The sequence below is a fragment of the Natronoarchaeum rubrum genome (assembly GCF_024494695.1).
Genome location: NZ_JANHDP010000004.1, coordinates 165,157 through 184,316, shown reverse-complemented (window position 1 = coordinate 184,316; position 19,160 = coordinate 165,157). Strand labels below are relative to the sequence as shown.

Genomic DNA, 19,160 nt, shown 5'->3' with positions numbered 1-19,160 from the left:
CCACCTCGCGAATCGGAAAACACATAACTGCAGATTGCCAGAGACTCACATACCATGACTATCGGAACGGACGCGCGACTCGAGCGCATCGGGACAGACGGGAAATACATGATCGTCCCGATGGACCACGGGATCACGCTCGGAGCGGTACAGGGACTGAAAGACATCGAATCGACGATCGACGCGATCACGCGCGGCGGCGCCGACGCCGTCCTCACCCAGAAGGGGATCGCCCCGCGGGTCCACGGCAACAAGAACGGCAGCGGGTTCATCGTACACCTCAACGCCTCGACGGTGATCGGGCCGGACTCGAACGACAAGCGCCGAACCGGTACCGTCGAGGAAGCGGTCCGCGCCGGCGCCGACGCCGTCTCCTACCACATCAACGTCGGCAGCAAGCACGAGCCCGACCAGATCGAGGATCTCTCGAAGATGACCGCCGAGGCCGACCGGCTGGGCATCCCGGTGCTGGCGATGTCCTACGCTCGCGGCGAGAATCTGGACGGCGAGGATCCCGAACACGACGCCGAGTATCTCGGCCACGCGGTGCGCCTCGCGGAGGAGGTCGGCGCCGACGTGGTCAAGACGGCGTACAGCGGCGACGCCGAGAGCTTCCAGCACGTCACCGAGTCGACGCGCCTGCCGGTCGTCATCGCGGGCGGAAGCCCCGGCACCGACCGGGACACCGTCGAGAACGTCCGCGGCGCGATGGACGCCGGCGCCGACGGCATCTCGATGGGCCGGTCGATCTTCCAGCACGAGGATCCCGAGGCCATCTCGCGGGCCGTCTCCGCCGTCATCCACGACGACGCGGGCGTCGACGAGGCGCTCGACCGGGCCGGGATAACCGTCGAAGCGTAAGGGGCGGGAATCGTAAGCGAGCGTAACTGTTTTGCGGCGAGGGCGCACGCTCACGTTCATGGACGCCGTCGACCGGGTACACGTCGTTCCCTTCGGTAGCGAACTCGACCGGATCGTCGAACCGGTCGTGCGCTACCGCGCCGACGTGGTGTACCTGCTCGAACACGACGATCCCCACGGGACGACACAGGAGTACCACGACGACGTCGTCGCCGCGCTCGACGCGAAGGGTATCGAGGTGCGACGCCGCGCCTGCGATCTGCGGGACGTGTACGACGTGCTCGGCGTCGTCACGACCGTCGCCGCCGAACACCGCGGCGACTCCGTCCGCGTCAACGTCTCGGGCGCCGGAACGCTCGCGGCCATCGGCGCGACGATCGCCTGCATGGACGTCTCGACCGACGCCACCGCCTACTACGTCGAACCCGAGGAGTACGCTCACGACGCCGAAGCGGAGCCGATCAGCGAGGGGTTTTCGGACCTGGCGACGCTGCCGACCTACCCCGTCGACTCGCCCTCGCGCGACCAGGTCGCGATCATGGCGTACCTCGCCGAGCGCGAGGGGGGCACGGCCAGACCCAAAAAGCGCGACCTGATCGATCACGCCGAGGAGGAGGAGCTGTCATTTATCGCCGACCGGGATCCGGCCAACGACAAAGCGAAGTTCCGGCTGCTCGACACGCACGTCGTCTCGCCGCTGGTCGAGGACGGCTACGTCGAGATCCGGACGGTCGGCCGCCGCCACCTCGTCGAGTTGACCGAGCGGGGACACAACGCGCTCCGGGCGTTCCGCCACAAGCTGGAGCATCCCGAGTAGCCGCCGTCGCCCGACTTCGGCGTCGACTGGCGTCCGTCTCCATCGAACGACGCCGCAGCGGCATCGCCGAGTCGGTGGGTGAGAGACATCGAAAGTGGAGGGTTGGCGTCAGCGAGATGGAGGACCGCTGAAAGTTGAGAACCGTCGTCAGCGGGGGAGGGCTGGCGTCAGCGGGGGAGGGCTGGCGTCAGCGGGGGGTCGCGTCGGCGAGAGGGATGACCGGCGTCAGCGGGGGAGGGTCGGCGTCAGCGGGGGGTCGCGTCGGCGAGAGGGATGACCGGCGTCAGCGGGGGAGGGTCGGCGTCAGCGGAGTGGAGGACCGGCGTCAGCGGGGAACGGACGTCGACGGCCGGAGGCCGCCGTTCAGTCGCGACTACGCTGCGGTCCGCTACCGAGTTCGGCCTCGACCACCGCCTCGTACAGCCGGAACCCGAGCCGCGCGCAGCGCAGGTCCGACCGGAGCCGGTGGTAGTACGCCTTCAGCTCCTCGGCGCTCTCGGCCGGCGGCAACGGGTCGACGTCGTCGGGGACCTCGACGTCCTCCGGATCGGGGGCATCGGGCGAATCGCCGCACAGTACCGTCGTGAGCCGCGGGGCCCCGGCGCGGTCGCGGGCGGTCGCGACCAGCACCTGTCGGCACCGCTCGACGCGGTCGGTCAGGCGCCGAACCTCGGCGGGTTCTCCGGGCGCGCCGATCGCGTCGAGCAGCGCGTTCTCGGCGCGAGCGACCGTCGGGACCGACAGGTCGGCCGCCGCCGCGGCGTCCTCCAGCGGCGTCGCGTCGCGACCGGTCCGGCTCTGCGCGATCCGTCGGGCGGCGACGACGGTCGGAGCGCGGCCGAACTCGCAGAGCGCGGGCCCGCCGAACTGCTCTACGATCACCCGCGCGACGAACTCGGCGCTGTCGTCGCTGTCCCGGGACGGCGTCGTGGCGACGGCGTCGCTGCGGTCGGTGTCCGGACTGCTCGCGTCGGCGTCGTCGTCGAGGTTCGGCGCCATATCAGAACGAGGACGCCGTCTGGTCTTATCGTCTATGTCGATAGTATCAGTACTATCGTTACTATCAATACGATCGTCACTGTCGCGAGTCGCTCCCGCACGGCGCAAGCTTCCGACGTTCCGCCACGTTCAAGCCCGCCGCCTGCGAGCGTTCGAGCATGACACGCGCAGTCTGGCTGAAGGCCGACGACGCCGTCGGTGACTGGGACGAGCGGCGCAAGCGAATTACCGCCGGGCTGGAAGCCGGCGTCGACTGGGTGCTCGTCGACGAGCACGACGTGGCCCGAGTACGAGAACTGGGCGACGTGAACGTCGCCGCGTTCCGGACCGGCGGCGACGTCGACGTGATCGACGACGCCGAGGCCGACGACGCCGAGGACGCCGAGCCGGACGCCTACGTAGTGGGTAAAAACGGCGAGGGCGACGGGACGGTCGATCTACCCGGTGACCTCTCGGGGTCGGCGGATCTCTCCACGCTCCGCCGCGACGACGACCGAGCGCAGGGCTCCTACGTCCGCATTTTCGACGAGGACTACGAGGCGTTCGCCGAGACCGCCGCTGAGACGGCCGAGTACACGATCGTCGTCGGCGAGGACTGGACGATCATCCCGCTGGAGAACCTGATCGCGCGCATCGGCGAGGAGACGACGCTGATCGCCGGCGTCACCACCGCCGAGGAAGCCCAGACGGCCTACGAGACGCTCGAACTCGGCGCCGACGCCGTGCTGCTGGACAGCTCGGACCCCGACGAGATCCGGGAGACCGTCGGAGTGCGCGACGAGGCCGAGCGCGAGACGCTCGACCTGCAGTCGGGCGAGGTGCTGACCGTCGAACGCGCCGGCAGCGCCGACCGGGTCTGCGTCGATACGGGGAGCCTGATGGACCACGACGAGGGGATGCTGATCGGCTCGATGTCCCGCGGGCTCGTGTTCGTCCACGCCGAGACCGCCGAGTCGCCGTACGTCGCCTCCCGACCGTTCCGAGTCAACGCCGGCGCGGTCCACGCGTACATCCGGACGCCCGACGGCGGCACGAAGTACCTCTCGGAGCTCAAGAGCGGCGACGAGGTCCAGATCGTCGACCTCGACGGCAACACCCGCGAGGCGGTCGTCGGCCGCGTCAAGATCGAGAAGCGCCCGATGTTCCGGGTCGAGCTCGACGTCGACGGCGACCGCGTCGAGACGCTGATCCAGAACGCCGAGACGGTGAAAGTGGCGACGACCGACGGTCGAAAAGCGGTGACCGATCTCGAAGCTGGCGACGAGATCAAGCTGTACTACGGCGCCGAGGCGCGCCACTTCGGCGAGGCCGTCGAGGAGAGCATCATCGAGAAGTAACGAGTCGATCGACGTCGCACCGATTCGTGCGAACGGACGGCGTCAGACCGTCTCTTCGTCGACCGGTTCGTCCAGCCGACTCGTACACCAGTGACAGAAGTCCAGATCCTCGTCGAGTTCCTGCCCGCAGTGGGGGCACGTGGGGGCACCCTCGTCGCTCTGGCGGTCGGTGTGTTCGGCCAGCACGTACGCATCGAGCATGCTGAACCCGAAGATCGAAACGAGCGCGAACTGCTCGGCGGCGGTGAGCTCCTCGAAGATCAGCAGGACGCCGTCGAGCACGCCCATCGACCCGTCGAGAGCCGCTTCGGGCGCGACGAACGCCAACGCGGACAAGACCAGCCCGAACCACAGCAGCGCGCGCAGCCACCGCCGCAGGTACGCGTGCCCCAGCCCGGGGTACAGCGACAGCGCGACCGCGATCAGGGGACGTTTCCGTACCATTACCTTTCGTCGGCGTTGTGACGCCGCGTGCATTACGCTTCGGATTTCGGCTAGCAGTCTCGTGCGACTCTTGTTGCGGGGCGCACAGCCGACGAGACCGCCTCGAAAGCCCCCGCGGCTCGCTGCGGTCCTCGCCTCAATCGTGCGATCTCAGCCGATCCACCAGCTCCCGGAGCGTCGCGAGGTCGTACTGCCCGGGTGCGGTCGCGTCGTCGGGATCGACGGGCGCGTAGCCGATTCGAGCGCCGTACAGCGGCGCGACGGCGCGGGAGTGGCGTCCGGCCTCGCCCATTGCCATCGTGGCGACACACTCTCCCTTGGCGTCGAACTCTTGGGTGGCTGCGAGCAACACGAGCACGTCCTCGCGGGAGTGGGCGGTGACCGCCAGCTTCCCGACGTCGCCGAACGAGGTCGCCTCGTCGAGCACCTTCCGCAGATCCGCGGGCGAGGGCGTGCGCTCGAAGTTGTGCGCCGAGACGACGATCGAGACGTCGTGTTCGCGGGCTTCGGCGGCGACCCGCTGGCCCCGTTCGGTGCGGATGCTGTCGAGTTCGAGGTCGATCGCCTCCACGGCGTCGAACGTGGCGGCCTCGCCGAGCGCGTCCAGCCGACCGCGGTCAGCGGCTTCGCCGCCCTCCCACTCGGCGCGGTTAGTCGCGAGAATCGGGAGTTCGCCGTCGTACGCGTCGAGTGCGTCCAGCGGATCGTCGGTCAGGTCCATCCGGAACTCGACGGCGTCGGCGTCCTCTCGGGCGTCCGGTTCGTCGTCGAGGTCCGCCGTGGCCGCACAGAGGACGAACGAGTCGAAGTTCATATTGATGGAGGCGTTGGCTGCCCTCAAAAAGCCTAGTTATCACCCGCTCGATGCTGAGAATCGCTCGAACGACTCCAGCGTGACGGCGTACCCGCTCCGGGAATCGAGACGGCGGATCGCGTACTCGGTCGGGTACCAGCCGGCGTCGGGGAGCGCCGCCGGCATCGCGACGGGGGCGCTGGCCGTCCCAGCGTGCGACAGGAGGAACTCGCGAGTGATCATCGGCTCGAAGAACGTGAGTTCGCCGTCGAACGCGCCCCAGATCCAGGTGTGATCGAACTCGCCGCCCGTAAACTCGGGTGCGTCGAGGTCGAGCAGGTGGTTGCCCATCCCCGGCTCGACGGCGTCGACGAGCGAGTACCCCGGCGGGTGCTGATCGTCCGGCAGCGGTTCGAGTCCGCGACGGAGCGTCTCGCAGGTCACCGGCCCGCGGGCCCGCTCGCACGTGCCGGACTCGATTTCGAAGCGCTTCTCGCGGGCCATCGTGTAGAAGTGGAAATCGAAGTGCGGGGCGCCGTAGGCGTCGAACGGAGGGTGCCCCTGCGGGTTCCAGTTGACCATCGCCCACTCGAACGCCGCCGGAGCGTCGTCCGGCAGCGCCAGCGTTCGCTCGTGGCCGCAACACGGCGTCCCGCCGGCGTCCCACTCGCCGTCGCTCGGCGCCGACGGCAGCCCGTCGAGCGCGCCCTCGGTGAGGTAGACGCCGAGAAACAGCGGGACGCCGCTGGGCGCTTCCGTCGCGAACGTCCGGAGTTCGCCCTCGCCTAACGACGCGGCCTCGCCCCAGCTGGTGTGCTTTTCGGGCGGGAAGCCGCCGGGATCGTCGCCGGAGTGCGTCGCGTCCTCGCTTCTGTCGTCGTCCGCGACGGTCGCGGCGCAGCCGACGCCGGCGCCGCCGATACTTCCGAGCACGTCTCGACGCCTGACCGTGTAGTCGCCCATGGCGAGCCAGAGTGTCCACGTACCGACTGGTAAATGTTCAGGGGGAGCCGTCCAACGATCGAAACTGGCGTGAAACCGACAGACCCGCGGGTGACGGGACGATAAAAAAACGGCGGCGGAGAGAAACGTGTGCCGATCAGGCCAGACCGAGGCTCTCCTCGGCTTCGAGCAGCTCGTGGTAGCGGTTGCGGATGGTGACCTCGGAGATGTCGGCGACGTCGCTGACGGCGGCCTGCGTGGTCTTCTCGTTGGTCAGGAGCGCGGCGGCGTACACCGCGGCGGCGGCGAGGCCGACCGGGCTCTTGCCGGAGTGGACGCCTTTCTCCTTGGCGTTCTGGAGGAGCTTGCGGGCGCGGTGCTCGGCCTCGTCGGAGAGTTCGAGGCCCGACGCGAAGCGGGGCACGTAGCTCTCGGGGTCGGCAGGCTGGACCTCCAGGCCGAGTTCGCGGACCACGTAGCGGTAGGTGCGAGCGACCTCGTTTTTCTCGACGCGGGAGACTTCCGCGATCTCGTCGAGGCTGCGCGGCACGCCGGCCTGACGCGCGGCGGCGTAGACGCAGGCCGTCGAGACGCCCTCGATCGAGCGGCCAGGGAGGAGGTCCTCGTTGAGCGCGCGGCGGTAGATCACGCTGGCGGTCTCGCGGACGTTGCTCGGCAGGCCGAGCGCGGACGCCATGCGGTCGATCTCGCCGAGGGCCTGCTTGAGGTTGCGCTCCTTGCTGTCGCGGGTGCGGAAGCGCTCGTTCCACTTGCGGAGGCGCTGCATCTTCTCGCGCTGGCGCGAGCCCAGCGAGTTGCCGTAGGCGTCCTTGTCGCGCCAGTCGATGTTCGTCGAGAGGCCCTTGTCGTGCATCGTGTTCGTCGTCGGGGCGCCGACGCGGGACTTCTCGTTCTTTTCGGCGGCGTCGAACGCGCGCCACTCCGGCCCGCGGTCGACGGAGTCCTCCTCGACGACGAGGCCGCAGTCCGCACACACCGTCTCGCCGTGTTCCTCGTCGTTGATGAGCTGGCCGCTGCACTCGGGGCAGGAGACGCTCTCGTCGGCCGACTCGGTTTCTTCTTGCTGTTCGTCCGTTCGGGTTCTCGTCCGTGCGTTTGACTCTGTCATTGTGCGAAGGCGGGGGCTGACCGGGCAGGAGAATCCTGGAAAAACCCCGGGTGAAACCTTTCGTAGAAATTGCTACTCGGTGTATTTAGATCATTCGGTATCGTCAGGCCTCATTCCCCAACGAGCGTTCGAGCCGCCGAAATCTATACAAGAAACAAAACATTCATTACAGATCAGGCGACGAGGCGATCGACGACGGTCTCGTCGTCGACGACGAGGTTGTACGCGCCCTCGTCGTCGTTCCACAGCGCCAGCGCCGACTCGATCGAAAGCAGGTCGCCGTAGTCGGCCGCCGCCAGCTCGCGGTTCAGCGACGTCTCGCGGGTCAGCACGGCGTAGTGCTCGGTGTCCTCGCTGCCGTCGCTGATCTTGTACAGCGGGTTCGCGTCGTCCTCCGAGAGCGACCGACTCAGCTTCAGCGCCAGCAGATCGATCCGCTCGGAGACGTGTCGTTCCATCTCGGCCATCTTCGCGTAGCGGTCAGGCTCGGGATCGAGCGCGTACTTTCGCAGGCCGTCGGTGCGCAGGATCGAGTGGGAGAACTGCACGTCGACGTTGACGAACTCGCCGTGCTCGTGGTCCGGATCGCCGGCGCCCGCGTCGTCGAGACGCCGCTGGAACTCGGGTACTGCAAGGTCGGGCCGGACGTCGAACGACCAGCCCCGGTCAGTCGGCGCCTCGTCGGGCCACAGGCGTACCGTTGGCGAGAAGACCGTCGCGGGCGCGGGGCTTCCGGAGGACGCATCGGCCACTGCACGCTCGATCTCGCGGAGGCCGGTGCTCGTATTCTGATCGGCGGGCGCCAGCGCGGCCATCGACCCCTCGGGCGCCAGCGCGTCGAGGTACCGCCGTGCGACGGCGACGGGATCGTCGAGTTCGCTCAGCACGTTGCCAAAGAGGATCAGATCGAAGCCGGGTTCGTCCGCGTCGGTGGCGTCACCCGCGCCGTCGTCGCCGCTCGCGAACTGCGCGTCGAGGACGCTCTCGGGGTCGAACGCCTCGGCGCGCTCGCGGTGGATCGTCGAGTGGAAGTTCAGGGACGTCTCGTCCAGCACGGCGTCCAGCACGTCCGCGGCCGCGCTCGGCTCGACGGCGTGGTACTCGATCAGCGCGTCGTCGGCCAGCAGGTCGTGGAGCCCGAGCGCCGGCCCGCCGACGCCGGCGCCGACGTCGAGCACGCGCAGCCGACGATCGACCAGCCCGCGTTCGGTCAGATCCGAGAGGGCGTACTGGACGACGGCGTAGTAGTCGGGCAGGTGGTAGAGCGCGTAGCCCAGCGCCGCCTCGCGGTCGTACTCGACGGGATGCTGGCGGTAGTAGGCGTCCTTGAGCCGGCGGATCGCCTCGCGGAGCCGGTCGCCGGACTCGCCCTCGGGCCAGTCCGGGCCGTACTCCTCGACGAGCAGGTCCTCGACGCGCTCGGCGTAGGTCTCGGGGAACGACTCGACGGTGCCGGGCGTCGCCGTCACCGGCTCGTCTTCGATCGGAACGAACGTGCCGTCCTCACGTTCGCGCAGCCCCAGCGCGACGGCCTCCTCGCGGAGCACCTGCCGGACAACCGCGGGATGGGGCTGGCTCGCGACGTACTCGTAGATCTCGTCGGGATCGATCGGGCGCACGCTGCGCAGGTACTTCGCGTTCTCGACGATCGCGCGGCGCTCGTCGTCGGTCATCGGTCCTCCTCCGCTTCGGACGCCGACGCGTCGGCGACGACGCCGCCGGCCTCGCGGTACAGTTCGTCGAACGCCTCATTGGCGGCGTCCTGCTGAGCTTGCGAAGCAGGGCTCGCGGAGCTCTGCTCCGCGGCGTCGGCGATCCGCCGGGCCGCCGCGGCGACCGCGTCGGCGCCGTCGAACGTCGACTGGATCTCGCCGTAGACTTGCGGGCTGTTGCCCGTTACCTGCTCGACGAGGTCGCCGAGCCCCTCGGAGACGGGCGTCTGGAACCGCTCCGGGACATCCTCGGCGGCGAGCGCGTAGGCCAGTACCGCGGTGTGGGCGCCGGCCTGGACGGTCGCCATCGCCTCGTCGTGCTCCTCGGGCGTGGTCTCGAACACCTCGTTGCCCGCCGCGGCGATCGCGTCGAGCACGGCGTCGGTCGTCGGGCCCCTCTCGTCCCGAACGACGGCGACGTTGCCCGGCGCGTTCTCCGGCGCGAACAGCGGGTGTAAGCTGGCGCGCTCCAGGTCGGGTGCGTGCTCGGCCATCGCCGCGACGGGGCCGGCCATCTCGCCGGTCACGTCGACGATCGCCTCGGTGGCCTGGTCGGCGTGCTCGGCGATCGCCTCGGCCGCGACCGACATCGGCACCGCGATACAGACGACGTCGAAGTGCTCGTCGGTCTCCGGCGAGACGGCGCGCCCGCCAGCGGCCTCGGCCGCGGCCGCCGCGGCGTCGGCGTCGAGATCGGCGAAGGCGACGTCGGCGTCGAACTTCGCAGCGGCGCCGGTACCACCGTCCGCCGATCCGGACGCCGCGCTGCGCTCGCCGGACAGCGTCGCGCCGAACCAGCGCCCCATCTCCCCCGCTCCGACGACCAGTACGTCCATTGGAGCGAGGTAGCCGGGGACGGTCAAAAAAGGCTACGAGTCCGCCCGTCACCGGTTCGCGAACGGTACTTTTAAACTCGCGGACGCCCGCCACTAGAATAATGGCTTTTGAGGATCTCCTCGAGGACCCCGTCATCCAGAAGTACTTGCACGAGCTCGTCGGTCCGAAGGGCATGCCGGTCGCGGCCGCCCCGCCGGACGGCGAGGTCACCGACGAGGAGCTCGCCGAGGAGCTCGACATGGAGCTCAACGACGTCCGCCGGGCGCTGTTTATTCTCTACGAGAACGACCTGGCGACGTACCGCCGGCTCCGCGACGAGGACTCGGGCTGGCTGACCTACCTCTGGACGTTCGAGTACGACAAGATCCCGGAGAATCTCGAAGAGGAGATGCACCGCCTCTACGAGGCTCTAGAGGAGCGCCGCGAGTACGAGCGTACCCACGAGTTCTACCTCTGTGAGGTCTGTTCGATCCGCTTCGAGTTCGGCGAGGCGATGGACTTCGGCTTCGAGTGCCCCGAGTGTGGCTCGCCGCTGGAGTCGATGGAGAACACCCACCTCGTCGACGCGATGGACGAACGCATCGAGGACCTCCGGGACGAGCTGAACGTCGATCTCGAGGCCGAGGCATAATGGTCGTCCTGGCCACGAAGCTGTACGTCTCGGGCGACGCCGAGGACCGCGCGCTGGACTCGCTGCGCTCGCTGATCGACAACGCCGTGGGCGATCTCGACGTGACGTTCGAGCTGGGCGTCCGCCACGACGACTTCCCCTCGGTCACGATCGAGGGCGAGGACGCCGTCGCAGCCCGGAACGTGCTCTCCGAGGAGTGGGGAGCGATCACCGACCGCTTCGAGGACGGCGAGACGTACGTCGGCACGCTCGAATCCTGGGACGACGACGGGTTCGTGCTCGATTCCGGCGGCGCCGTTCGCATCTCGGCGGCCGACCTCGGACTCGGGCAGGGGAGTCCCGAGCAGATCCGCCAGCGCTTCGGCATCGTCCAGCACACGCCCCTCGAGTTCGTCTACGGCGACGCCGAGGAAGACGCTCGACTCTCCGAAGCCCAGCAAGACCAGCTCTACGAGTGGACCCGCGGAACGGGTCGCGTCAACGTCAACAGCGCCACCCGCGCGGAGGTCCGCGCCACGGTCAACCGGGCCGGCCACGCGCAGGACATTGTCACCGTCGAGCGGCTCGGACTGTTAGAGCAAAGCGTCGTCTGCGGCGAAGGAACCGATCCGCCGGGACTGGTCGCGAGCATCGGCCAGTACCTGCCCGCCGAGCTGCGCGCAGTCGTTCCATGAATCGGCGGCTGCTCCTCGCCACGGTCGCGGTCGCACTCCTCGCGCTCACGGCGGGCTGTGTCGGCGGCGGCGGCCCCGACGAGGAGCGGCTGAACGAGGACGCGACGTACAACTGGAGCGCCCAGCAGGACGTGTCCATCGACATCGCGAACGCCGGATCGCTCACCAGCGACGCCGAGTTCAAGGCGGTGTACGACGTCTCCGGGCGAGAGGAGCTCGAACTCTACCGGAGCGGGATCACCAGCGACCGACCGCTACGGATCAGCGCGATCAAGTTCCGGGGCGAGAACGGCACGTTCGTCAACGGCACCGACCTCGACATCGAGCGTACCGACGAACGGCTCGTCGTCAGCCTACCGAGCGAGGACGGGAAGCTCGCCTTCACCTCCGAAACCGACCCCAAGGAGCTCCGCCTGCCGGCGTACATCGAGGGGTCATACCGCGTCGCCCTCCCGCCCGATCACAGCACCGAGGACTTCCTGCTCGGGCACGTCAGTCCGCGCAGCGGCCACCGGACCGAGACGGTCGACGGCCGCGTCAATATCGTGTGGAGCGACGTGTCGAGCCCGGTATTCCTCAAGTACTACGTCGACCGCGACCGGTACTTCTTCTACGGGTTGGTCGTCAGCCTCGGGCTGGTCGCGCTCGGCGGCTACTTCCACTTCAACCGACAGATTCGGAAGTTAAAGGAGATGCGCAAGGAACACGGCCTCGAACTCGATCCCGAGGACGACGACGGCAAGCAGCCGCCGCCGGGGATGGGCTGATCCGGCTGTTACTGAAACCGACCGTCCCGCGGCGTCGAACCGGCCGTCCCCGCCCCGTCCCGCGAACTTTTGTCCCGGGCCCCGCAACGGTTCGGTATGCACGTCGCGGTCATCAACGTCGGCGACGAGATTCTCGCCGGCGACACGACCAACACCAACGCGACCTGGCTCTGCGATCGGCTCGACGAGCGCGGCGTCGACGTCGAGCGGATCACGGTCGTCCCCGACCGGGTCGGCGACATCGCCCGGGTCGTCAACGAGTACCGCGCCGAGTACGACGCGGTGGTCGTCACCGGCGGACTGGGACCGACCCACGACGACGTGACGATGGACGGCGTCGCCGCGGCGTTCGGCCGCGACGTCGAACGCAACGACGAGGCGGTCGCGTGGCTCGTCGAACACGGCGGCTACGAGCGCGACGACCTGGTCGAGGGGACGAGCCACCTGCCAGCCGGCGCTCGCGTGCTTCACAACGACGTCGGCGTCGCGCCGGGCTGTGTCGTCGACGACGAGGTGTACGTCCTGCCGGGCGTCCCCCAGGAGATGGAAGGGATGTTCGAGCGGGTGGCCGGCGAGTTCGCCGGCGAGCGGACCCACGCCGTCGTCGTGACGGTCGACGAACCCGAGAGCGCGCTGCTGGACAGGATCGAGGAGCTGCGGGAGCGCTTCGACGTGACGGTCGGCAGCTACCCCGGCGAGTACGTCCGCGTGAAGATCAAGGACGTCAACGCCGACGCGGTCGAGGCGGCGGCCGGGTGGCTCCGCGAGCGGGTCGACGTGGTGGAGACCGAAGAGCGATAAGCGCTTCCGGGCGAGAAACGCCGCCGAGACGGCGCTATCGGTACAGGTAGAACAGCCAGGCGGCGGTGATCAGCAGGCTCGATCCCAGCACGGCGAGGCTCGTCGGCCACATCGGCAGGTCGGCGGCGAGGGGTGCGATAGTCATGGTCGCGTGTTTTTGCGGCGTTCTCTTAAACCTTGAGAAGCGCTCCCGCCGAACACGCCGCGCTGACGGCGTCGGTACGCGACGCCGGACGCACCTCGCCGCCGAGCGGCGGTCTTTTCCCCCCGCTCGCCCAACGTCTCCGCATGCGTCGGATCGGCGTCGTCGTGAACCCCGTCGCCGGGATGGGCGGTCGCGTCGGCCTCAAGGGAACGGACGGGAAAGTCGCGGAAGCCGTCGAGCGCGGGGCGACGCCGCGGGCGCCCGAGCGCGCGACCGAGGCGCTGGAGTCGCTGGTACGCCACGCCGAGGGCGAGATCGACCTGCTGGCCGCCGGCGGGCGGATGGGCGCCGACGAGGCGCGGGACGCCGGCCTAGAGCCGAGGGTTGTCTACGAACCACCGAGCGGCGCGTCCGAAGCCGAAGCGCCGTCCGAAACGACGGCCGAGGACACGCGGGCGGCCGTCGAGGCGTTCGTCGACCGGGGCGTCGACCTCGTGCTGTTCGTCGGCGGCGACGGCACCGCCGTCGACGTCGCCGCGGCGCTGGACGACGTCGAGGCGGGCGCGGACAGCACCGACCAGGAGGGCGGCGCCGACGACCGGCCGGCCGACGGCTCCGCGGACGAGACGCCGATGCTCGGCGTCCCCGCGGGCGTGAAAGTCTACTCGTCGGTGTTCGGCGTCACGCCGCGGGACGCCGGGCGGATCGCGGCGACGTTCGAGCGCGTCGCGGACCGAGAAATAAACGACATCGACGAGGACGCGTACCGCGGCGGCGCCGTCGAGACCGAGCTTCGGGGCGTCCGGCCCGTCCCGGTCTCCGAGGAGCTGCAGTCGAGCAAGCAACTGGGTGGCGGCAGCGTCGAGACGCTCGCGGAGGGATTCGTCCGCGACCTCGACCCGGGGACGACCTACGTGCTCGGGCCGGGCAGCACCGTCGGCGCGATCAAAGAGCGGCTCGGGTTCGAGGGCTCGCCGCTCGGCGTCGACGTCTGGCGCTCCGCACCGGAGGGCGTCGAAGCCGACAGCTACCACGAGCCGGCGACGCCGGCCGGCGAGTTGCTCGCCCGGGACGCCACCGAAGCCGAGATTCTCGACGCGCTGGAAGGGCCGGCCGTCGTCGTCGTCTCGCCGATCGGCGGCCAGGGGTTCGTGTTCGGTCGCGGCAACGACCAGATCTCGCCGGCCGTGATCGAGCGCTGCGACCTGGAAGTGGTCGCCTCGCGGCGGAAGCTCGACGAACTGAACGTCTTGCGGGTCGACACTGACGACGCCGACCTCGACGAGTCGCTCCGCGGCTGGCTGAAGGCCCGCGTCGGGCGCTTCGAGCGGCGGATGATGAAGGTCGTCTAAGACCTTATATATTGGACGGGCGTTCGCAGCAGTGTATTATTACTCCCGAGAAGATAATGCAGATATAGACAAGATTAAGGTCGGCTCCGCCGTACCCCCTTCCATGGAAACGCGCAAGGTCCAGCGGCTGGGGCCCTCCACGCTCGCGATGACGCTCCCGGCGGAGTGGGCGAGCGAACAGAACGTCGAGAAAGGCGACGAGGTGTCGCTGCGGATGGGCGGAAAGGGAACGCTGACGGTGATGCCCGAATCCGCGAGCACCGAGGAGTCCGAGGCGATCATCCACGCGGACGACCTCGACGCGAACGCCGTCGAGCGGGCGATCGTCGCCCAGTACGTGCTCGGTCGCCGCGTCATCCGGATCGACCAGTCAGAGGGAGCGCTGTCGTCGGACCACATCAACGCCGTCTACGAGGCCGAGACGCAGCTGATGGGCCTGGGCGTCATCGAGGAGACGCCGGAAAGCATCGCGATCCGGTGTTCGGTCGACCCCGAGGACTTCACGCTCGACAACCTGATCGAGCGGCTCGAATCGACCGGCTCGACGATGCGCGGCGAGGGGATCAAGGCGCTGGCCCACGGCAACCCCGATCTGGCCCAGCGCGCGCTCAACCGCGAGCGTCAGGCGAACAAGATCTTCGTCCTGATGCTGCGCCTGATCTTCACCGCCTACCAGAACCCCAACCTCGCCCGCGCGGTGGGACTCGAATCGGGCTTCCCGCTGATCGGCTACCGCTCGATCGCGAAGAATCTCGAACTCACCGCCGACAACGCCGAGGACATCGCCGAGATCGTCCTCGACACCGAGGAGCACTCGCTGAGCGTCGACCAGCAGACGATGCGGCGCATCCGCGAGTTCACAGACGACGTCGACGAACTGACGAAGCTCGCGGTGGAGTCGGCTGTCGAGCGGGACTACGACAAGACGATCGAGGCCCGCCAGCGGTTCCACGAGGTCGGCGACCGCGAACAGGAGATCCTTGACGACCTCCCCGAGATGGACAACGAGGACCTGCTGCAGGTCCGGGAAGTGCTCGTCAGCCTCCAGCAGACCGCCGAGTACGCCATGCGGAACGCCGAGATCGCGGCGAACCTCGCGCTCAACGAGGAGTCCGAGCACACCACCATTAATTAGCGAGCTTTGAAATGGCGACCAGGAGATCTTGACATTTCTAACTAAACTTCTATATCGTCAAGCATAATGGCTGAATAAACCTCATCTTCTTTGATGGGCTCGCCAATAGGCGCTCCTACTTGAGGATCGTCTAGAGCTTGATCAAGGGTCAGGGAGCTTTCTACCGGGATATCTCCACAGGCCCCAATTGGGACACCATACCATTCCCCAGATATGTCTGTAAATCCTATGTGGAAATCGATGGCAATGTGATCGCAATCCCATTCTTTGCTTATTCTATCCATTGCCTCAGTGAAGGTGACATCATATTGGCCAGATCCCGGAGACATGTAGGTGAATTTCAATTCAGATTCGAAGGACACGGATTTCTCGCCTTCTCGAATCGCAGTTGCAAGAACTTCTTCTTCTTCACCAACATCTTCTTCGGAGGCAGATTCGCGAAAAAGTGGAGTCCACTCTGGTCCAATTACAGAACCACTTCCATTATACCCTGGAATGACTTCACCAGGATCTCCATCCATCATTTCTTCCTGCTTATATAGAACAGCTTGAAGCAAAAGTCCATGCGCAGGGCCATTCCCGTCATTATGGAGCGATAGATTGACTTTCTGTCCCTCCCCGGTCACATCATCCGAATGTAATACTGGTTGATGATTTGCCTGCGTGAAGTCTGCTTGTCTTTCCATTAATTCGGCCTGCTTTTGTTGTATAGATACCACAGTCTCCTGAAATTTTTGCATCCTCCAATATAAAATGACTAAAGCTAAGGATAATAAGGCAGAGATCACGTCAGAAATGTCTACCGACCAAAAACCCTCAGGAAAACTCTGTAATGCCATCATATGATAATAACTGTATCCTGGATCATAAAAAAGACTAGTGAGGAAACTGCCCAATAGAAGATATTTCACCTTCTTCAGAATTATTTACAGACCCTTGCCAGAAGTCAGATCACCAATCGGTCTAATCTTGATGGGGAATGCGGTCAAGATTCCGTATAGACTCATACTTCCTGTCTGCAACAGAACATAGGTTCACCTCCATATCGCTCATCACGATGTGAATCAAATAGGCGAACCTGGAGAAGTGAATCCTCTGGGTGCTACCAGATCTTAACGCGGTCAATCAGCTGGTAGCTCAGTTGTCACATCGTCGGCGTCGTTCGCAGTCCCAGTGTCATTCTTGACCGCCCGCAGCGGCTTCCGCGAGGCGATCTCGCAGTCGAACGCCGGATGCTCGGCGACGTGCCGGACGATCATGTGGCGACGCGAGCCGGTGATGCCCGTGCGGCCCACGTCCTCGGCGTCGAACGCGTCGGGCAGGCGTTCGTACAGCCGGCGCAGTTCCTCGAAGTCGCGGAACACCTTGGCGTTGCCCGCGGAGTCGGCGCCGCGGCGGCTGACCTCGTAGGTTCCGTCCTCGCGGTACTCGCCGGCGGTCCGGAAGAACTCGGTGCGCTCGGTCAGCGCGTCGCCGACGGCGTCCTGCAGGTCGGCGGCGTCGCTGCGGGACAGTCGGAACTGGGTGCCGTCGATCACTACGTCGATGCCGTCGTCGCCGCTCGTCGCCGTTACCGTGGTCTCATCGCCCGAGAAGAACGCGATCAGGAGCCGAATCACTCCGTGTCATGCGTGTGCTGATTCAGGTCGAGGCCACAAAACCTTACCGGCGGTGCGGGGTCGCCGTCACCGCGGCGTCGAGACGCCGCGTCTCAGTTCCCCTCGCCCTCGAAGATGTTCGTCTCGATCGTCTCCTCGTGGTCGAGCGCGCGCACCGGGACGCGGAACTCCTGGCCTTCGATCTCGACCGTAGCGTAGAAGCGGATCTCCAGTTGCGTCGTCTGGTCGTTGTTCAGGTGGCTCACCCACCACTCGTCGAGGTTGTCGTTGGTGATCGCGGTCGTGGTTTCGATCCGCTCGGTCCGTTCGGGGAGGATCGCGGCGTTCGTCTCGGAGGTCCCCTCGCCGACCAGCACGTCGTTCATCGTGATCTCGTAGTCGATCTCGGAGACGGTGAGCGGGAACGCCTGCGGGTTGTACGCGACGAACTCGACGTCGATCGGCGTCCGCTCGCGCGAGACGGTGCCCCAGTCGGCGCTGGTCTCGTTGACGTACAACACCGGGTTCTCGACGAGCGGCGTCGCCGTGATCGCCGAGTCCTCCACCGCGACCGGGCGCGTCTCGTTGGAGTCGAACTGGCCGATCAGGTCCGTCTCGATCGATCGCTCGACCGTGAACTGCTTGCTGCGGCCGAGCCGCTCGGACCGCACGTCGGCGTCAACGACGAGTCGGCTCCGCTCGCCGTTCCGAACGTGACTCGCGAACCACGGCGGGATCTGCTGGTTGTCCATCCGGGTCGTGAGCTCGGTCGTGCTGTTGCCCGGCTGCAGCGAGACGCCCTCGCGCGAGCCGTTCGCGACGCGAACGTCGTTCATCGAGACGCCGTAGTCGATCCGCACGTCGCCGAGCGTGACGCCGACGGGGTTGGGGTTCGAGATCACCAGATCGGTCTCGATCGTCGTCGTCGATTCGTCGACGGCGCCGAACTCGTTGTCGACCGCGGCGACGCCGGGGACGCCCAGCACGCCGAGTCCGACGGCGGCGCCGAACACCACCGACAGCGCCAGGACGACGCTCCCCGCGACGCGCAGCTTGCTCCCCAGCAGCACCGCCCTGACGGCGCCGAGGTCGTCCGGTAAGTCCATCTTACCCGGTGATCGACACCGACGTTGTAAAAGTCTCTCGTCAGTCGCTCTGACAAGAGCTAAGTTGCTGCCCTCGCAAGCCGCGTCCATGACAGCGTCCGCGTCGCAGTCGACCGACAAGGGAATCGGGATCGCCGTACTGTGTGCCGTCGTCGCCGGGCTGGGCGCACTCGTGATGTTCGGCGGCGCGCCGGACGTCACCGCGGCGTGGGGCTTCGCCGCGGCGATGCTGTTCGGCGCGCTGTCGGTCGTCGCGATCCACGTCTACGAGGACTGAGCACGGGTCGTTCCGGCGTCCCGTGCCCGTGGTACCGTTGCACGATCGAAAACCGTTAAGCGCGTCGAGCGCCTAGCGCGCCCCAATGTCCGACTACAGCGACGAGGACCGGCGCATCGTCTCGTACCTCCGCGAGAGCGCCGCCCGCGGGGAGCGGTACTTCCGGGCGAAAAACGTCGCCGAGGCGATCGGGCTCTCTGCCAAGCAGGTCGGCTCGCGGCTCCCACGCCTCGCGGAGGAGTCCGACGAGGTCGACATCGAGAAGTGGGGCCGCTCCCGGTCGACGACCTGGAAGGTAACGGTCAGCTAAAGCGTCGCCGGAACGGGCGGCTTTTTACTCCGGAGCGCCAGTGAGAGAGCAATGACAGTCCGGGTCGAGCGGACGTTCGAGTTGCCCGTCGAGCCCGAGCGTGTCTGGGAGTTCATCTCGGATCCGGAGCAGCGCGCCCGAGCGATCAGCGTCGTCTCGGAGTTCGAGTTGGACGACGAGGACGGTCGCCGGGCGACCTGGCACGTCGAGTTGCCGATCCCGCTTTTGAATCGAACGGCCGCAGTCCGCACCGAGGACGTCGAGCGCAGGCCGCCGGAGTACGTCAAATTCGTCGGCCGATCGAAGGTGATGCGCGTGACCGGCGAACACGACATCGAACCGACCGACGGCGGCTCGCGGGTCGTCAACCGATTCGTCGTCGACGGCCGACTCCCCGGCGTCGAGGGGTACTTCGAGCGCAACCTCGATGGGGAGCTCCAGAACCTGGAGACGACCCTCCGCGAGGATCTGGGGGTCGAGCAGTGATCGGGGG

The 19,160-nt window shown here is 67.1% G+C and carries 22 protein-coding genes; 12 read left to right on the top strand and 10 right to left on the bottom strand.

The annotated features are described in order from the left end of the window. Positions 1–54 precede the first annotated feature (54 nt). Together NO931_RS11625 and NO931_RS11620 are read left to right on the top strand one after the other, a co-directional pair. Complete coding sequence (locus NO931_RS11625) at positions 55–861, top strand: 2-amino-3,7-dideoxy-D-threo-hept-6-ulosonate synthase (RefSeq protein ID WP_256392499.1); 807 nt, start codon at positions 55–57, stop codon at positions 859–861. 58 nt (positions 862–919) lie between these two features. Further along, on the top strand, positions 920–1,678 hold the full coding sequence (locus tag NO931_RS11620) for an HFX_2341 family transcriptional regulator domain-containing protein (protein WP_256392498.1): 759 nt from the start codon (positions 920–922) through the stop codon (positions 1,676–1,678). Positions 1,679–2,041: 363 nt separating this feature from the next. Here the strand turns inward: NO931_RS11620 and NO931_RS11615 are convergent, their stop codons facing one another. Then, positions 2,042–2,677 carry a hypothetical protein gene (locus NO931_RS11615; protein ID WP_256392497.1) on the bottom strand — a complete coding sequence of 212 codons (636 nt, stop codon included), beginning with the start codon at positions 2,675–2,677 and terminating at the stop codon, positions 2,042–2,044. Between the two features lie 158 nt (positions 2,678–2,835). On the opposite strand from NO931_RS11615, the gene NO931_RS11610 reads away from it, so the two are divergent. Continuing rightward, on the top strand, positions 2,836–4,014 hold the full coding sequence (locus tag NO931_RS11610) for a 3-dehydroquinate synthase II (protein ID WP_256392496.1): 1,179 nt from the start codon (positions 2,836–2,838) through the stop codon (positions 4,012–4,014). A gap of 42 nt (positions 4,015–4,056) precedes the next feature. Here the strand turns inward: NO931_RS11610 and NO931_RS11605 are convergent, their stop codons facing one another. The 6 genes from NO931_RS11605 to NO931_RS11580 form a co-directional block, all read right to left on the bottom strand. Then, the gene (locus NO931_RS11605) at positions 4,057–4,458 is read right to left on the bottom strand and encodes a zinc ribbon domain-containing protein (RefSeq protein ID WP_256392495.1); all 402 of its coding nucleotides are present in this window, start codon (positions 4,456–4,458) and stop codon (positions 4,057–4,059) included. A 136-nt stretch (positions 4,459–4,594) separates the two neighbouring features. Then, positions 4,595–5,278 carry a type I 3-dehydroquinate dehydratase gene (locus NO931_RS11600; protein WP_375142063.1) on the bottom strand — a complete coding sequence of 228 codons (684 nt, stop codon included), beginning with the start codon at positions 5,276–5,278 and terminating at the stop codon, positions 4,595–4,597. A gap of 33 nt (positions 5,279–5,311) precedes the next feature. Next, the gene (locus NO931_RS11595; RefSeq protein WP_256392493.1) at positions 5,312–6,214 is read right to left on the bottom strand and encodes a DUF5602 domain-containing protein; all 903 of its coding nucleotides are present in this window, start codon (positions 6,212–6,214) and stop codon (positions 5,312–5,314) included. A gap of 136 nt (positions 6,215–6,350) precedes the next feature. Further along, complete coding sequence (locus NO931_RS11590) at positions 6,351–7,322, bottom strand: transcription initiation factor IIB (RefSeq protein WP_256392492.1); 972 nt, start codon at positions 7,320–7,322, stop codon at positions 6,351–6,353. 173 nt (positions 7,323–7,495) lie between these two features. Next, a complete protein-coding gene (locus tag NO931_RS11585; RefSeq protein WP_256392491.1) occupies positions 7,496–8,995 on the bottom strand; it encodes a small ribosomal subunit Rsm22 family protein in 1,500 nt (499 codons plus the stop codon). Beyond that, entirely contained in the window at positions 8,992–9,870 is an 879-nt protein-coding gene (locus tag NO931_RS11580) for a prephenate dehydrogenase/arogenate dehydrogenase family protein (protein ID WP_256392490.1), read from the bottom strand. Before NO931_RS11580 ends, NO931_RS11585 begins: the two co-directional genes overlap by 4 nt. A 101-nt stretch (positions 9,871–9,971) precedes the next feature. Here NO931_RS11580 and NO931_RS11575 point away from each other — a divergent pair, with 101 nt between their 5' ends. The 6 genes from NO931_RS11575 (at position 9,972) to NO931_RS11550 (ending at position 15,376) form a co-directional block, all read left to right on the top strand. After that, positions 9,972–10,502: a transcription factor gene (locus tag NO931_RS11575; protein ID WP_256392489.1), complete on the top strand. Its 531-nt coding sequence runs from the start codon at positions 9,972–9,974 to the stop codon at positions 10,500–10,502. Continuing rightward, complete coding sequence (locus NO931_RS11570) at positions 10,502–11,176, top strand: DUF2110 family protein (RefSeq protein ID WP_256392488.1); 675 nt, start codon at positions 10,502–10,504, stop codon at positions 11,174–11,176. The genes NO931_RS11575 and NO931_RS11570 overlap by 1 nt, the downstream gene beginning before the upstream one ends. Beyond that, positions 11,173–11,943, top strand: coding sequence for a DUF5803 family protein (locus NO931_RS11565; RefSeq protein WP_256392487.1), 771 nt, complete (start codon positions 11,173–11,175; stop codon positions 11,941–11,943). The genes NO931_RS11570 and NO931_RS11565 overlap by 4 nt, the downstream gene beginning before the upstream one ends. 96 nt (positions 11,944–12,039) lie before the next feature. Beyond that, positions 12,040–12,744 carry a competence/damage-inducible protein A gene (locus NO931_RS11560; protein ID WP_256392486.1) on the top strand — a complete coding sequence of 235 codons (705 nt, stop codon included), beginning with the start codon at positions 12,040–12,042 and terminating at the stop codon, positions 12,742–12,744. Between the two features lie 288 nt (positions 12,745–13,032). Further along, positions 13,033–14,241 (top strand): ATP-NAD kinase family protein, encoded by a 1,209-nt coding sequence (locus NO931_RS11555; RefSeq protein ID WP_256392485.1) that lies wholly within the window; start codon positions 13,033–13,035, stop codon positions 14,239–14,241. Between the two features lie 103 nt (positions 14,242–14,344). Continuing rightward, positions 14,345–15,376: a phosphate signaling complex PhoU family protein gene (locus NO931_RS11550; RefSeq protein ID WP_256392484.1), complete on the top strand. Its 1,032-nt coding sequence runs from the start codon at positions 14,345–14,347 to the stop codon at positions 15,374–15,376. Between the two features lie 41 nt (positions 15,377–15,417). Here the strand turns inward: NO931_RS11550 and NO931_RS11545 are convergent, their stop codons facing one another. The 3 genes from NO931_RS11545 to NO931_RS11535 all read right to left on the bottom strand — a co-directional run bounded on the left by NO931_RS11545 (position 15,418) and on the right by NO931_RS11535 (position 18,080). Further along, positions 15,418–16,218 carry a hypothetical protein gene (locus NO931_RS11545; RefSeq protein ID WP_256392483.1) on the bottom strand — a complete coding sequence of 267 codons (801 nt, stop codon included), beginning with the start codon at positions 16,216–16,218 and terminating at the stop codon, positions 15,418–15,420. Positions 16,219–16,497: 279 nt separating this feature from the next. Then, the gene (locus NO931_RS11540) at positions 16,498–16,890 is read right to left on the bottom strand and encodes a DUF7528 family protein (RefSeq protein ID WP_375142062.1); all 393 of its coding nucleotides are present in this window, start codon (positions 16,888–16,890) and stop codon (positions 16,498–16,500) included. A 197-nt stretch (positions 16,891–17,087) separates the two neighbouring features. Then, positions 17,088–18,080, bottom strand: a complete 993-nt coding sequence (locus tag NO931_RS11535) for an LEA/WHy family protein (protein WP_256392481.1) — start codon at positions 18,078–18,080, stop codon at positions 17,088–17,090. 88 nt (positions 18,081–18,168) lie between these two features. Between NO931_RS11535 and NO931_RS11530 the strand changes: the two genes are divergently transcribed. From NO931_RS11530 to NO931_RS11520, 3 genes are all read left to right on the top strand, one after another. Next, on the top strand, positions 18,169–18,357 hold the full coding sequence (locus NO931_RS11530) for a DUF7525 family protein (RefSeq protein ID WP_256392480.1): 189 nt from the start codon (positions 18,169–18,171) through the stop codon (positions 18,355–18,357). 85 nt (positions 18,358–18,442) lie between these two features. Then, positions 18,443–18,667 (top strand): DUF7123 family protein, encoded by a 225-nt coding sequence (locus tag NO931_RS11525; protein WP_256392479.1) that lies wholly within the window; start codon positions 18,443–18,445, stop codon positions 18,665–18,667. Positions 18,668–18,718: 51 nt separating this feature from the next. Continuing rightward, the gene (locus tag NO931_RS11520; RefSeq protein WP_256392478.1) at positions 18,719–19,153 is read left to right on the top strand and encodes an SRPBCC family protein; all 435 of its coding nucleotides are present in this window, start codon (positions 18,719–18,721) and stop codon (positions 19,151–19,153) included. The last annotated feature ends 7 nt before the right edge of the window (positions 19,154–19,160 follow it).